We start from the raw sequence: 12,591 nt of genomic DNA on the forward strand, positions 1-12,591 counted from the left end.
CACCGCGCGTGATTCTCTTCCTGCTGCCTCCCTCCGAGACGAAGCGCGACGGGGGAGCGCAGCGTACGCGGCTGGGGCTTACTCGGTTGTCCCACAGGTCCTTGACCGGGCAGCGGACTCTCGTGCTCGACAGGCTCGCCGAGGTGTGCGGAGACGGTGACGCGGCAGCCCGGGCCCTCAAGCTCAGCGCCCGAGCGGCGCCGGCCGAGCTCGAGCGCAATCGGCGCATACGCATCAGCCCCACTCTGCCCGCGATCGAGCGCTACACGGGCGTGCTCTTCGACGCGCTCGGCGTGAGCGACTGGGATGACGCGGCGCGAGAGCGCGCAGCGCAGCACGTGGCGATCCAGTCGGCTCTCTTCGGCCTTATCGGTGCGGGTGACGCGATTCCGGCCTACCGGCTGTCGCACGACTCCCGGTTGCCGGGGCTGCGGCTCGCCGCCCACTGGGCGGATCCGACGCGCGCGATCCTGGCAGGCCATCGTGGGCCGATTCTCGACCTGCGCTCAGAAGCGTACGCGGCGCTCGGCCCGGCCCCTGCGCGGGACGACTCCCTCTTCGTGCGCGTGGTCACCGTGGGCGAGGACGGTGTCTCCCGCGCGCTCTCGCACGCGAACAAGGCGGGCAAGGGGCGATTCCTGCGCGCCATGCTCACGGAGGGGCCGCTGCCGCCCACACTCGACGCGTTCATCGACCACGCTGCGAGTCTGGGGTGGACACTGCGGCCCGGCGCGCACGGCGAACTCGAGCTCGTGGTCGACCACCCCTAGGGCGCGGCGTACCGGGGACGATGAGGCCCTCACGGCGAGGCCCGCCAGCAGCCCGCGAGGTGATCGTCGACGAGGCCGGCGGACTGCATGAGTGCGTAGGCCGTGGTCGGGCCCACGAAGCGCCAGCCGACCGACTTGAGCGCGCGCGAGAGAGCACTCGACTCGGCGGTCGTCGCTGGCAGTTCGGCGAGGCGACGCGGGCGCTGCGCACGGGGTTCGGGGGCGTGGCGCCAGACCAGGCCGTCGAGCCCACCGGGCTCGTGCGCGATGCGGGTGACGAGCAGCCGGGCGTTCGCGATCGTCGCCTCGACCTTGCTGCGATTGCGGATGATCGACGCGTCGTCAAGCAGGCGGGCGACGTCCTCCTCGTCGAAGGAGGCGACCGCCGTGGGGTCGAAGCCCGCGAAGGCCCGGCGGAAGCCCTCGCGGCGGCGCAGGATCGTGATCCAGGAGAGCCCCGACTGGAAGGCCTCGAGCGAGAGCTTCTCGAAAAGCGCTCGGTCGCCGTGCAGAGCGAACCCCCACTCCTCGTCGTGGTACCGGCGGTATTCCTGGTCGTCTCCCACCCAGCCGCACCGCGGCAGACCGTCGCCGCCGGTGAGAACATCCGGTGTGAGGCTCACCGGTGCGAGATGCCCTCGTGGTCGAGCAACCAGATCTTGGTCGGCACTCCGTCGCCCGCGCTGTAGCCGGTGATGCGCTGATCGCTCGCGAGGACGCGGTGGCACGGCACGATGAGCGGCACGGGGTTCGCGCCCACGGCGCCGCCGACCGCGCGCCCGGCGGTCGCGCGCCCGGTCTGCCGCCCGAGCTCCCCGTAGCTGAGCGTGGCGCCGAAAGGAATGGCGCTCAGGCTCTGCCAGATGGCGCGCTGGAACAGCGTGCCGTCGAGGCGCACCGGCACGTCGAAGGCCTGTCGCGACCCCGAGAAGTACTCGGCGAGCTGTTCGACGGCGCGACGCGTGAGGTCGTCCGGGGTGTCGGGCTCGCCGTCGGTGGAAAGGGTGCCAGCGCGCTCGATCTCGAGGCGCGTGACCGCAGTGCCGTCACCCTCGACGACGATGCGACCGAGCGGCGACGCGGTCGTGAGCCTGCAGGTGCTTCTCGCGTCGGAGGAGCCTGAGGCGGGGATGCTGGCTGGCGCGGTGTGGACCGGTGTCATACCGAGCAGACTACGGCCCCGAGCATCCGGTGACCGGCGGAAAACGGACACGGGGATCGTCGCGTCCGTCCGCCTGTCTGGGGAGGGAGCGCAGAGGCTCGTGCGCGAGGATGGGGTCATGACGACCATGACCTACCGCTCTCTCGGGCGCAGCGGACTGCGGGTCTCCGCCGTCGGTCTCGGCTGCAACAACTTCGGACGGCCAGGTTCGGCGACCGAGACCCAGGAGGGCACCGCACGGGTGCTGCATGCCGCCCTCGATCACGGCATCACCCTGCTCGATGGCGCCGACGTCTACGGCTACGAACATGGTCGCAGCGAGACCATGATGGGTCATGCTCTGCGTGGCCGACGCGACGAGGTCGTGCTCGCCACGAAGTTCGGGCACGCCGGCTACGAGAGCCCTATTCCGCACTGGGGAGCCAAGGGAGCGCGACGGTACATTCGCCTCGCCGTCGAGGGCAGCCTGCGCAGGCTGCAGACCGACTCGATCGACCTCTACCAGTTCCACACGCCCGACCCTCTGACGCCTCTCGAGGAGACCCTCGCAGCGCTGCACGAGCTGATCGACGCGGGCTCGGTGCAGTACATCGGCCACTCGAACTTCGCTGGCTGGCAGCTCGCGCGCGCCGACCTGCTCGCCGAGCTGCACGGCCACCCGCGATTCATCTCAGCGCAGAACGAGTACAGCCTGCTGCGGCGCGGTGCCGACCGCGAGCTGCTGCCGGCCGCCGAAGCCCACGGGGTGGGATTCCTGCCCTACTACCCGCTCTACAACGGCCTGTTCACGGGCAAGTTCTCGCGCGAGGGCGGGCCCGCCGACACGCGCATCATGCGGCAGCGGCCGCACCTCGTGGCGAATGCACCCTGGGATCGACTGGAGGCTTTCGAGGCCTTCTGCACAGCGCGGGGCATCGGGATGCTCGAGGCGACGATCGGCTGGCTGCTGAGCCGCCCCGCACTCGCGAGCGTCATCGCCGGCGCTACCACGGTCGAGCAGGTGGCGCAGAACGCCGCCGCCGCTCAGGCGTGGACGCCGACGGCCGAGGACCTCGCCGAGATCGATGCGCTGTTCCCGCCGGGCGACGACCTGGCGGCACCGTCCCGATAGGCGCCCAGCGGCGGACCCCGTCAGTCTGCGAGGTCGTCGTCCGTTCCCTGAGAGGGCGGCAGCGGCTCGGCGTCGACATTGATCGAGCGGTTGAGCTCGGCGGCCTCCGCGTTGAGCTCCTCGAGCTCATCGAGCAGCGCGTTGTACTCGTCGACCGCTGCGTTGAGGGACTCCCGCTCGGCCTCCAGTGCGGACTGGCGGTCGACCAGAGCCTGGCGGTCGGCCTGGAATGCAGATTGGCTCGTGTAGCCGCCGGGCCGCGAGGCCCGATCGTTGAATGCGCCGATGTCGCGCTCCAGCGCCGCGGCGGCCGCAGCGTACGCCGCCTGGTCGGCCTCCAGGGCGGCGAAGCGCGCGTCGAGCTCGTCGCTGAGATTCTGCAGCCTCTCCTCGAGGCCGTCGAACACGGCGGCGACCTGCGCGTACAGCTCGGTGGTCAGCGAGCGGTCGTCGAAGTAGCGGGCGTAGTGCTCCTCGAGTGCGGGCGCGAGCGCCGGAACCTCGGTGCCGAGGATCGCGTAGAGCTCAGGGATGCGCGATGACGGATCGAGCGCCTCGTACTCGGCGATGCGCTCGACAAGCTCGTGCTCCGGCCCCAGGGCGGCGAAGTCCGCCTCCAGCAGCACGGCGAGCGCGTCTCGCGCGTCGACGCTGAGGCGATCCCACGCGGCATGCAGCATCTCGTGCGCCGCGACGACGACCTCGTAGCCATCGAGCTCGTCGTTCGTGACGTCGTAGAGGAAGATGCGGCCGTCGGCGAGGGTGTAGCAGCCGAGAACCCCCAGCCCGGTTTCCTCGAAGGAGCAGAACAGGTCGAAGCGCTCGGGGGGGAGAATCTCGGGCACGCTCGCGTAGAGCAGGAATCTGCCCTCGTCGCTCAGGCCGGCACGATCGGCGTACTCCACGATCGCGGGGTCGGGCTCGTAGCTCCAGACCGTGAGCTGATCATCCACCAGGCGAGGATTCGCGACCGCCCATGCGGCACCCCCGAGGACGAGCCCCTGCGCCGCGATGCAGATGCCCGCGAGGCCGAGGAGCGCGGCGCGTCCGGCGCGCGCGCCTCGATCACGCCGCGCGTGCTGCAGCCCGGCCGAGAAGTGGCTCATGGCTCCACGGTACTGTCGCGGGCAGGGTCAGGCCGCGAGCACGGCGATCGCGGCGTTCAGCGTCGTGGCGAAGAGGGTCCAGAACCAGTACGGGATCAGAAGCGCCGCGGCGGGCTTGCTGAGGTCGGCGAACCGGATGATGGCGGCGAGGATCGCGACGTCGAGGGCGACGATGATCGCGAGCGCGACCCACAGCCCGCTGGCGCCGATGAGCCCTCCCAGCCCGAAGAAGGCCGGGGTCCAGAGTGCGTTGAGCACGAGCTGCAGGGCGTATGCCGAGAGAGCACGGCGACGGGCGGTCGAGGCCGGGTGCCGCCAGACGAGCCAGGCGGCGATGGCCATGCTCGAGTAGAGCACGGTCCACACGGGGCCGAAGACGGCCGTCGGCGGCGTCCACATGGGCTTGGCGAGGTCGTCGTACCAACCCGAGATGGCGGGGACGGACACGGCGCTGCCGATGATGCCGACAAGGAAGGACGCCGCGAGGAAGCCGGTGAGCGCGAGGGCGGATCGTGCGGCGGAGTGATCGCCGGAAACGGCGATCGCGGACTGCTGCGTCCGTGCTTCGGTCATGCTCACCTCCTGGTCCGCGATCCTCGAGGACCAGGTCGACAGTAGGCGCTCATGCTCCGAACATCCTGCGCGCGCGACACGCGCGCGCTGTGGCTGTCACGACCTCCCGCTCAGTGCCCGATGAGCGGCGCCATCGCGCGTGCCACCAGCGACGGCCGACCGGTCGCGCGCTCCTCGGCGTCTGCCGCCGTCATCGCGAGCAGGCCAGCGTTGGCGCCGAGGAAGCGCAGAGGCTCCGGCTCCCACCGCGGTGAGCGGTGACCGACCCACGGCAGACGCGTGAGGTCGGTGTCGGCTCCCGTCACGAGGTCGGCGAGCGTGCGCCCCGCCAGGTTGGTCGTGGCCAGGCCGTCGCCGACATAGCCGCCCGCCCGCCCGAGCCCTGTGCTCGGGTCGTAGTGCACGCTCGCGTGCCAGTCCCGGGGCACGCCGAGCGGGCCGCCCCACGCATGCTCGATCGACAGTTCGGGCAGCACGGGGAAGAGTTCGCGCAGAGTTGCCGCGAGGTGCGCGAAGACCCCGGCGACGCGGTCGTACTCCGGCCGGATCGCGCTGCCCCAGTGGTAGCGCGCCCCGCGCCCTCCGAAGGCCATCCGGTTGTCGGCCGTGCGCTGGCCGTAGATGACGAGATGCCGGCCGTCGGAGAACGTCTGGCCGTGCTCGATACCGAGCTGCTGCCAGACATCCTCGCCCAGCGGCTGCGTCGCGATCATGAGCGAGTACAGCGGCAGCACGTGCCGGCGCAGGGGCGCCACGCGGGCGCCGTAGCCCTCCAGCGCCGAGATGATGTGCCGAGCCCGCACGACTCCGCGGTCGGTGTCGACCCGGCCGGGCGCCCACGTCGTGACCGCCGTCTGCTCGAGGATGACCGCACCGCGCGATTCGACGATGCGCGCGAGCGAGCGCGTCAGAGCCGCGGGGTGCACGCGTGCGCAGGCCGGGTCGTGCACCGCTCCGAGGGCTCCGGCGGCGTGAACCCGATCGGCGCTCCACAGCTCGAGCGCGTCGACGCCGAACTCTCGTGCCTGGGCGACCTGGGCGCGGGCATCCGCCCATTGCGCATCGGAGCGGGCGTAGACGATGGTGCCGCCGCGTGCGTAGTCGCAGGCGATGCCCTCGCGTTCGACGACCGCGCCGACTTCGTCGACGGTCGCGATCATGGCGCGGCGCATCGCGATCGCCGCCTCGCGGCCGTGCTGCGCGGCCAGGGACGCAGTGGATCGCGGGAAGAGCGCGGAGACCCAGCCGCCGTTGCGGCCGGAAGCCCCGAAGCCCGCGATCTCCTTCTCGAGGAGGGCGATGCGCAGGTCGGGGTCGCGCTGCTGCAACTCGTACGCGGTCCAGAGCCCCGTGAGCCCGGCCCCGATGATCGCCACATCAACCTCGGTACCGCTCTCGAGGGGAGGGCGCGGGGTCAGATCGTCATCGACGGTCGCGTGCCAGAAGCTCAGTGCGCGATAGTCGGCTTCGGTCACAGCCGATTCGAGGCCTCGGTGAGCACGCTGCGCAGGATGCCCTCGATCTCGTCGAACTCGGCGGGGCCGATCGTGAGCGGCGGGGCGAGCTGGATGACGGGGTCGCCGCGGTCGTCGGCGCGGCAGTACAACCCCGCTTCGAACAGCGCCTTGGAGAGGAAGCCGCGCAGCAGCCGCTCGGCCTCGTCTTCCGAGAACGTCTCCTTCGTCTCCTTGTTCTTGACGAGCTCGATGCCGAAGAAGTAGCCCTCGCCGCGCACGTCGCCGACGATGGGCAGATCCTTCAGGCGCTCCAGTGCCGCCCGGAACTTCGGCGAATTCTCGCGCACGTGCTCGAGAATGCCCTCCTCCTCCATGATGTCGAGGTTCTCGAGGGCCACGGCGGCCGAGACAGGATGCCCGGCGAAGGTGTAGCCGTGGTAGAACGCCGTCTGACCGTGCGTGAAGGGCTCGTAGAGCTTCTCGCGCACGATCATCGCGCCGAGGGGGGAGTACCCGCTCGTGAGCCCCTTGGCCGAGGTGATGATGTCGGGCACGTAGTCGAAGGCCGTGCAGGCGAACATCTCACCCAGGCGACCGTAGGCGCAGATGACTTCGTCGCTCACCAGCAGCACGTCGTACTGGTCGCAGATCTCGCGCACGCGCTGGAAGTAGCCGGGGGGCGGCGGGAAGCAGCCGCCCGAGTTCTGCACCGGTTCGAGGAACACCGCGGCGACCGTATCGGGGCCCTCGAACAGGATCATTTCCTCGATGCGATTGGCGGCCCACTGCCCGAACTCTTCGAGCGAGCCGTGGAAGCCCATCTCTTCGGCGCGGTAGTAGTTGGTGTTGGGCACCCGGAAACCGCCGGGCGTGAGCGGCTCGAACATCTCCTTCATGCCGGGGATGCCCGTGATGGCGAGCGCGCCCTGCGGCGTGCCGTGGTAGGCCACCGAGCGCGAGATCACCTTGTGCTTCATCGGCTTGCCGACGAGCTTCCAGTACTGCTTGGCGAGCTTCCAGGCCGACTCGACGGCTTCGCCGCCACCGGTCGTGAAGAACACGCGGTTGAGGTCGCCTGGCGCGTAGTCGGCGAGGCGGTCGGCGAGCTCGATGGCCTTCGGATGAGCGTACGACCAGAGCGGGAAGAACGCGAGCTCCTCCGCCTGCTTGCGCGCCGCCTCGGCGAGGCGCTCGCGACCGTGGCCGACCTGCACGACGAAGAGGCCCGAGAGCCCGTCGATGTACTTGCGGCCGTGCGAGTCGTAGATGTGGTGGCCCTCGCCGCGCACGATGATGGGCACGCCCTCGCCGGCGGCCATGCCCGACTGGCGGGCGAAGTGCATCCACAGGTGGTCCTTGGCCTTGCGCTGCAGCTCGGCCTCGGCGAGAGCCTCGGCGCCGCTCAGGGCGGCGGGTGCGGCGGCGGTGTGGTGCGCGGTCGCGTCGGGCTTCTGCTTCTTCTGCTTCTTCTTCAAGAGTGTCATCGTGTTCCCCAGTTGTAGAACTGCTTCTGCAGTCGTAGATAGACGAACGTCTCCGTGGAGTGGACGCCGTCGATGGCGCGGATGCGCCGGTTGAGCAGGTCGATGAGGTCGTCGTCGTTCTCGCACACGACCTCCGCGAGAATGTCGAAGCTGCCGGCGGTCAGCACGAGGTAGTCGACGGCGCTGAGCGAGGCGAGCTCGTCGGCGACCGCGGTCGTGTCGCCGGAGACGCGGATGCCGATCATGGCCTGCCGGTAGAACCCCAGTTGCATCGGGTCGGTCACCGCGACGACCTGCATGACGCCCGATTCGGTGAGCTTCTGCACGCGCTGGCGCACGGCGGCCTCGCTGAGCCCGACCGCCTTGCCGATCTCGGCGTAGGAGCGCCGGCCGTCGGTCTGCAGCTGCTCGATGATCGCCTTGGAGACATCATCGAGCTGAACGGGCTTCGGGCGGGCGACCATGCCTCGATTCTGGCAGTCACGGAGGGCGATCACAAGCGGATCCGCAGGAAAAGCGGATTCTTTGCGACGAAATCCGTCGAAATTGGCCGGGATGCACTGCTCGGGCCGCGCTACAGTGTGGGCATGAGCACGCGCATCCTGCAGAACTTCATCGACGGCCAGTACATCGCGAGCACCGCGGAGTCCCACACCGAGCTGGTGGACCCGGCGACGGAGGAGGTGTACGCGCACTCTCCCGTCAGCACTCCCGCCGAGATCGACGCCGCCTACGCCGCCGCCGAGCGCGCGTTCGGCACCTGGGGCCGCACAACCCCGGGGGAGCGGCAGCTCGCGCTCTTCCGGCTCGCCGACGCCGTGGAGAAGCGGGCCGAAGAGTTCGCCGACCTCGAGTCGCACGATACCGGCAAGCCTCGTGCGAGCCTCGTCGCCGACGAGATCGACCAGTCGGTCGACCAGCTGCGGTTCTTCGCGGGGGCCGCACGCGACCTCGAAGGACGATCGGCCGGAGAGTACCTCGCCGGGCACACGTCCTGGGTGCGCCGCGAGCCCATCGGCGTCATCGGGCAGGTGACTCCCTGGAACTACCCGCTCAACATGGCCGTGTGGAAGATCGCCCCCGCCGTTGCCGCGGGCAACACCGTCGTTCTCAAGCCCTCCGACACGACACCCCAGTCCACGCTCCTGCTCGCCGAGGTCGCAGCCGAGTTCCTGCCGGCGGGAGTGCTCAACGTCGTCGTCGGCGACCGCGGCACGGGAGCAGCACTCATCGAGCATCCGACCCCACAGATGGTCGCGATCACCGGCTCGGTGCGCGCTGGCATGGCCGTCGCGCAGTCGGCGGCGCAGAATCTCAAGCGGGTGCACCTCGAGCTCGGCGGCAAGGCGCCCGCGATCGTCTTCCCGGACGCCGACCCGCAGGCGGTCGCCGAGGGCCTCGTGCTCGCGGGGTACTTCAACGCCGGCCAGGACTGCACGGCGGCGACGCGGGTGATCGTGCACGAGTCCGTGCACGACGCTGTCGTGGAGGCGCTCGCCGCGCGCGCCCGTTCGCACGCGCGCACGGGCGCGCCGCGGGAGGACGGCATCCTCTACGGACCCCTGAACAACGCGAACCAGCTCGCTCAGGTCTCCGGCGTCGTCGACCGCCTGCCCGCTCATGCCGACATCGTCACCGGCGGCCAGCGGCAGGGAGAGAAGGGCTACTTCTACGAGGCGACGATCGTCACGGGCATGCGGCAGGACGACGAGGCCGTGCAGGAGGAGATCTTCGGGCCGGTGCTCACGGTGCAGACCTTCCGTGACGAGGCCGAGGCCCTCGCCCTCGCGAACGGCGTGCGCTATGCGCTCGCCGCCTCCGTCTGGACGGGCGACCACGCCCGCGCGCTCCGCATGTCCCGCGACCTCGACTTCGGCTGCGTGTGGATCAACACGCACATTCCCTTCGTCTCGGACATGCCGCACGGCGGCTTCAAGCACTCCGGGTACGGAAAGGATCTCTCGCAGTACGGCTTCGAGGACTACACAAGGCTCAAGCACGTCATGAGCTTTCTCGGCGAGTAGCCCGATGGAGCACACGGTCGAGTCCGCGGGGGGCGCAGACGACGTCGAAGCCGATCCGGTCGACGACGACACGATCCTTCGGCAGAGGCCCTCGACACTCGTGGGTGGCAGCGCAGTCGGCACCCCCTCCGCGGCCGACCTGGACGATACCGTGATCGGCCTCATCCAGCCGCACGCTCCGGCCCGCGACCGAACGGTGCTCCCCTCCGCCGCGCCGACCGAGCCCGTCGCGCCAGCCGAGCCCGAGCGCATCCCGTCGGTGTGGGCCGCGCGCATCCGCGGCACTGACGTCACGATCCCCCTCGATCGTCCTGTGATCATCGGCCGTCACCCCAGCGTCGCGCGCATCGAGGAGGTGCCGCATCCGCGCCGCGTGCAGATTCCGGCGCGGCATCGGGATGTCTCCGCCCGCCACGTCCGCATCGAGCAGCTCGGCGACACTCTGGTGGTGACCGACCTCGGCTCGACGAACGGCATCGACGTACACTTGTCGCAGGGGTCGGTGCGCCGGCTCCGCCCGGGCGAGACGAGCGTCGTCCTGCCCAGTGCCGTCGTCGCGATCGGCGATGCCGTCGTCGTCGAGTTCCAGGCTGCGGCGACCCCGTGACGCGGCGCGGCGACACCAGCACCCTCGATCGACCGGAGTACCCGTGACCGCCCTCGGACGCAGTAGCGTGCGCCACACCGTCGCTCTGCCCGAGCACGGCGGCGCGGTCGAGCTCTCGTGGCACGGCGTGACCCACACGGGTTACCGGCGGGCCGCCAACGAGGACAGCTACCTCGCGGACGTGCCGCTCTTCGCCGTCGCGGACGGCATGGGAGGCCACTCGCACGGAGACCGCGCGAGCGATGCCGTCGTGCGGCGGCTGCAGGCGTGCGTCGAGGGAGACTTCGTCGCGATCGAGACCGTCCAGCACGCGCTGCACCTCGCCACCTGGGACATCCATCACCTGGACGAGGAGGATCGCGGCATTGGCACGACGGTGACGGGCGCAGCTCTCGACGTGCTCGATGGCGCGGCGGTCTTCCGCGTCTTCAACGTCGGCGACTCGCGCGTCTACAGTTTTCTCGGCAACGAGCTCACGCAGGTCACCCGCGACCACTCGGTCGTGCAGGAACTCGTGGACGCGGGTCAGATCCTGGCGGCAGACGCGGAGGCGCATCCCGATTCGAACGTCATCACGCGCGCCGTCGGCTTCTCCCTCGAACCCGAGGCCGATCTCACGACCGTGCCGCTCGTGGCGGGCCTGCGCCTCCTGCTGTGCTCGGACGGGCTCACCAAGGAGCTTCCCGCCGAGCGGATCCGCCTGCACCTCGCGGCGCGCTTGAGCGCGCGCGAGACCGCCAATGCGCTGCTGGACGCCGCGCTCGCGCAGGGAGGCCGTGACAACATCACCATCGTCGTCATCGACGTCGTGAACGCTCCGACGATGTCGCCCTCCGAATCCCTAGACTGACGTACGCGCCACGCTGCGGCGCTCGCCGCCGGGGGAGGGGGTAGTCATGGTTCGACGTCGGCCGTCCGACCCGCCGATCCTGCCCGGGTTCAGCCACGTGCGCGTTCTCGGATCGGGGGGTTTCGCCGACGTCTTCCTGTACGAGCAGAACATGCCGCGCCGGCAGGTGGCCGTCAAGGTTCTCCTGGCCGACATCGTCACCGAGCACGTGCGGCAGATGTTCCAGGTCGAGGCGAACCTGATGGCTCAACTCTCGAGCCACCCGAGCATCCTCACCGTGTACCAGGCCAGCATCTCCGCTGACGGCCGGCCGTACCTCGTCATGGAGTTGTGCTCGGCGCAACTCGCCACTCGCTACCGGGCCGAGCGCATCCCCGTGGCCGAAGTACTCGCGATCGGCGTGCGCATCGGGGGCGCGATCGAGACCGCGCATCGGCAGGGCGTGCTGCACCGCGACATCAAGCCCTCCAACATCATGCTGACCGCCTATGGTCACCCTGTGCTCGGCGATTTCGGCATCGCTTCCTCGCTCAGCGCCGCCTCGGCGCACGAGAGCGTGGGCATGTCGATTCCGTGGTCGGCGCCCGAGGTGCTGCTCGATGAGACCACCGGATCGGTGCAGAGCGAGGTGTGGTCGCTCGCCGCGACCCTCTACACCTTGCTGGCCGGGCGCTCGCCGTTCGAGGTCGTCGACGGTTCCAACGCCTCCGAGGCGCTCATCGGCCGCATCAGCCGCGCTCGCGTGCCGTCCCTCGACCGAGACGACGTGCCCGCCTCGCTCGAGGCGGTGCTGCGGCGCGCGATGAGTCGGGCTCCGGATCGGCGTCACGCGTCTGCTCTCGAGCTCGTCCGCGACCTGCAGCGCGTCGAGGCGGAGCTCGGGCTCACGCCCACGCAGGCCGATGTCGCGATGGACGACTGGGCGCTCGCGAGCGCCGGCGACCCCCATGACCGCACGATCGTTCGCGCGGCGTCCGGCAAGCCGAGCGTCGGCACGCGCGGGCGCCGCCTGCGCCGTCGACGGGCCGTCGCCGCCGCCGCCGCTCCCGAGCCGGAAGGCGCTTCGCCGCGCACTGCCGGGAGGCGGAGGGCTCGCCAATCGCGCATCATCGCCGCGGCGCTGCTGATCATCGCGGTCGTCGTGGTGGGCCTCGGCGCGACGGCGACGCTCTCGGCGATCCAGTCGGCCGACGGCAGCCTCCCCCGCGTGAGCAACGTCGAGGCGGAACGATCAGGGTCAACGATCATCTTCTCCTGGAACGACCCGGGCCTCGCGGAGGGCGACGTCTACCAGGTGCAGCTCGACGGCGGTGCCACGACCCTGCAGCGCTCCGCCGAGTTCGCCGTCGCGGTCGTCGAGGGCGACACGGTGTGCGTGGCGGTGAGCGTCGCACGCGAGGGTCGAGTCGGTGTGCCGAGCGACCAAAAGTGCGCGGTGGCGGAGTGA

13 protein-coding genes are annotated in these 12,591 nt (G+C 70.3%); 6 read left to right on the forward strand and 7 right to left on the reverse strand.

All coding sequences use genetic code 11. The annotated features are described in order from the left end of the window. Positions 1–8 precede the first annotated feature (8 nt). The gene (locus tag RJQ01_RS05955) at positions 9–770 is read left to right on the forward strand and encodes a YaaA family protein (protein ID WP_350475807.1); all 762 of its coding nucleotides are present in this window, start codon (positions 9–11) and stop codon (positions 768–770) included. A gap of 29 nt (positions 771–799) precedes the next feature. On the opposite strand, the gene RJQ01_RS05960 is transcribed toward RJQ01_RS05955, so the two are convergent. Further along, the gene (locus RJQ01_RS05960) at positions 800–1,393 is read right to left on the reverse strand and encodes a DNA-3-methyladenine glycosylase I (protein WP_350475808.1); all 594 of its coding nucleotides are present in this window, start codon (positions 1,391–1,393) and stop codon (positions 800–802) included. After that, the gene (locus tag RJQ01_RS05965; RefSeq protein ID WP_350475809.1) at positions 1,390–1,932 is read right to left on the reverse strand and encodes a methylated-DNA--[protein]-cysteine S-methyltransferase; all 543 of its coding nucleotides are present in this window, start codon (positions 1,930–1,932) and stop codon (positions 1,390–1,392) included. The genes RJQ01_RS05960 and RJQ01_RS05965 overlap by 4 nt, the downstream gene beginning before the upstream one ends. 118 nt (positions 1,933–2,050) lie before the next feature. Between RJQ01_RS05965 and RJQ01_RS05970 the strand changes: the two genes are divergently transcribed. Then, entirely contained in the window at positions 2,051–3,043 is a 993-nt protein-coding gene (locus tag RJQ01_RS05970; protein ID WP_350475810.1) for an aldo/keto reductase, read from the forward strand. Between the two features lie 20 nt (positions 3,044–3,063). On the opposite strand, the gene RJQ01_RS05975 is transcribed toward RJQ01_RS05970, so the two are convergent. The 5 genes from RJQ01_RS05975 to RJQ01_RS05995 all read right to left on the reverse strand — a co-directional run bounded on the left by RJQ01_RS05975 (position 3,064) and on the right by RJQ01_RS05995 (position 8,127). Further along, the gene (locus tag RJQ01_RS05975; RefSeq protein WP_350475811.1) at positions 3,064–4,149 is read right to left on the reverse strand and encodes a hypothetical protein; all 1,086 of its coding nucleotides are present in this window, start codon (positions 4,147–4,149) and stop codon (positions 3,064–3,066) included. Positions 4,150–4,176: 27 nt separating this feature from the next. Next, positions 4,177–4,722, reverse strand: a complete 546-nt coding sequence (locus RJQ01_RS05980) for a TspO/MBR family protein (RefSeq protein ID WP_350475812.1) — start codon at positions 4,720–4,722, stop codon at positions 4,177–4,179. Positions 4,723–4,832: 110 nt separating this feature from the next. Continuing rightward, the gene (locus RJQ01_RS05985) at positions 4,833–6,197 is read right to left on the reverse strand and encodes an NAD(P)/FAD-dependent oxidoreductase (RefSeq protein WP_350475813.1); all 1,365 of its coding nucleotides are present in this window, start codon (positions 6,195–6,197) and stop codon (positions 4,833–4,835) included. Then, entirely contained in the window at positions 6,194–7,663 is a 1,470-nt protein-coding gene (locus RJQ01_RS05990; RefSeq protein ID WP_350475814.1) for an aspartate aminotransferase family protein, read from the reverse strand. Before RJQ01_RS05990 ends, RJQ01_RS05985 begins: the two co-directional genes overlap by 4 nt. Further along, the gene (locus RJQ01_RS05995) at positions 7,660–8,127 is read right to left on the reverse strand and encodes an Lrp/AsnC family transcriptional regulator (RefSeq protein ID WP_152583427.1); all 468 of its coding nucleotides are present in this window, start codon (positions 8,125–8,127) and stop codon (positions 7,660–7,662) included. Before RJQ01_RS05995 ends, RJQ01_RS05990 begins: the two co-directional genes overlap by 4 nt. Before the next feature lie 123 nt (positions 8,128–8,250). Between RJQ01_RS05995 and RJQ01_RS06000 the strand changes: the two genes are divergently transcribed. The 4 genes from RJQ01_RS06000 to RJQ01_RS06015 are packed head-to-tail and all read left to right on the forward strand — an operon-like array spanning position 8,251 to position 12,591. Next, complete coding sequence (locus tag RJQ01_RS06000) at positions 8,251–9,687, forward strand: aminobutyraldehyde dehydrogenase (RefSeq protein ID WP_350475815.1); 1,437 nt, start codon at positions 8,251–8,253, stop codon at positions 9,685–9,687. A 4-nt stretch (positions 9,688–9,691) separates the two neighbouring features. After that, entirely contained in the window at positions 9,692–10,294 is a 603-nt protein-coding gene (locus tag RJQ01_RS06005; protein ID WP_350475816.1) for an FHA domain-containing protein, read from the forward strand. Between the two features lie 43 nt (positions 10,295–10,337). Further along, positions 10,338–11,144, forward strand: coding sequence for a PP2C family protein-serine/threonine phosphatase (locus RJQ01_RS06010; protein ID WP_350475817.1), 807 nt, complete (start codon positions 10,338–10,340; stop codon positions 11,142–11,144). A gap of 46 nt (positions 11,145–11,190) precedes the next feature. Continuing rightward, positions 11,191–12,591 (forward strand): serine/threonine-protein kinase, encoded by a 1,401-nt coding sequence (locus RJQ01_RS06015; RefSeq protein WP_350475818.1) that lies wholly within the window; start codon positions 11,191–11,193, stop codon positions 12,589–12,591.

The organism is Microcella sp. (assembly GCF_040286215.1).
In the GTDB taxonomy this organism is placed as follows: Bacteria; Actinomycetota; Actinomycetes; order Actinomycetales; family Microbacteriaceae; genus Microcella.

What these genes read in the sequence shown, in the direction of transcription:
- RJQ01_RS05965 (WP_350475809.1), bottom strand. Translation starts at nt 1,932, where the DNA reads ATGACACCGGTCCACACCGCGCCAGCCAGCATCCCCGCCTCAGGCTCC.
- RJQ01_RS05970 (WP_350475810.1), top strand. Translation starts at nt 2,051, where the DNA reads ATGACGACCATGACCTACCGCTCTCTCGGGCGCAGCGGACTGCGGGTC.
- RJQ01_RS05975 (WP_350475811.1), bottom strand. Translation starts at nt 4,149, where the DNA reads ATGAGCCACTTCTCGGCCGGGCTGCAGCACGCGCGGCGTGATCGAGGC.
- RJQ01_RS05980 (WP_350475812.1), bottom strand. Translation starts at nt 4,722, where the DNA reads ATGACCGAAGCACGGACGCAGCAGTCCGCGATCGCCGTTTCCGGCGAT.
- RJQ01_RS05990 (WP_350475814.1), bottom strand. Translation starts at nt 7,663, where the DNA reads ATGACACTCTTGAAGAAGAAGCAGAAGAAGCAGAAGCCCGACGCGACC.
- RJQ01_RS05995 (WP_152583427.1), bottom strand. Translation starts at nt 8,127, where the DNA reads ATGGTCGCCCGCCCGAAGCCCGTTCAGCTCGATGATGTCTCCAAGGCG.
- RJQ01_RS06000 (WP_350475815.1), top strand. Translation starts at nt 8,251, where the DNA reads ATGAGCACGCGCATCCTGCAGAACTTCATCGACGGCCAGTACATCGCG.
- RJQ01_RS06005 (WP_350475816.1), top strand. Translation starts at nt 9,692, where the DNA reads ATGGAGCACACGGTCGAGTCCGCGGGGGGCGCAGACGACGTCGAAGCC.
- RJQ01_RS06015 (WP_350475818.1), top strand. Translation starts at nt 11,191, where the DNA reads ATGGTTCGACGTCGGCCGTCCGACCCGCCGATCCTGCCCGGGTTCAGC.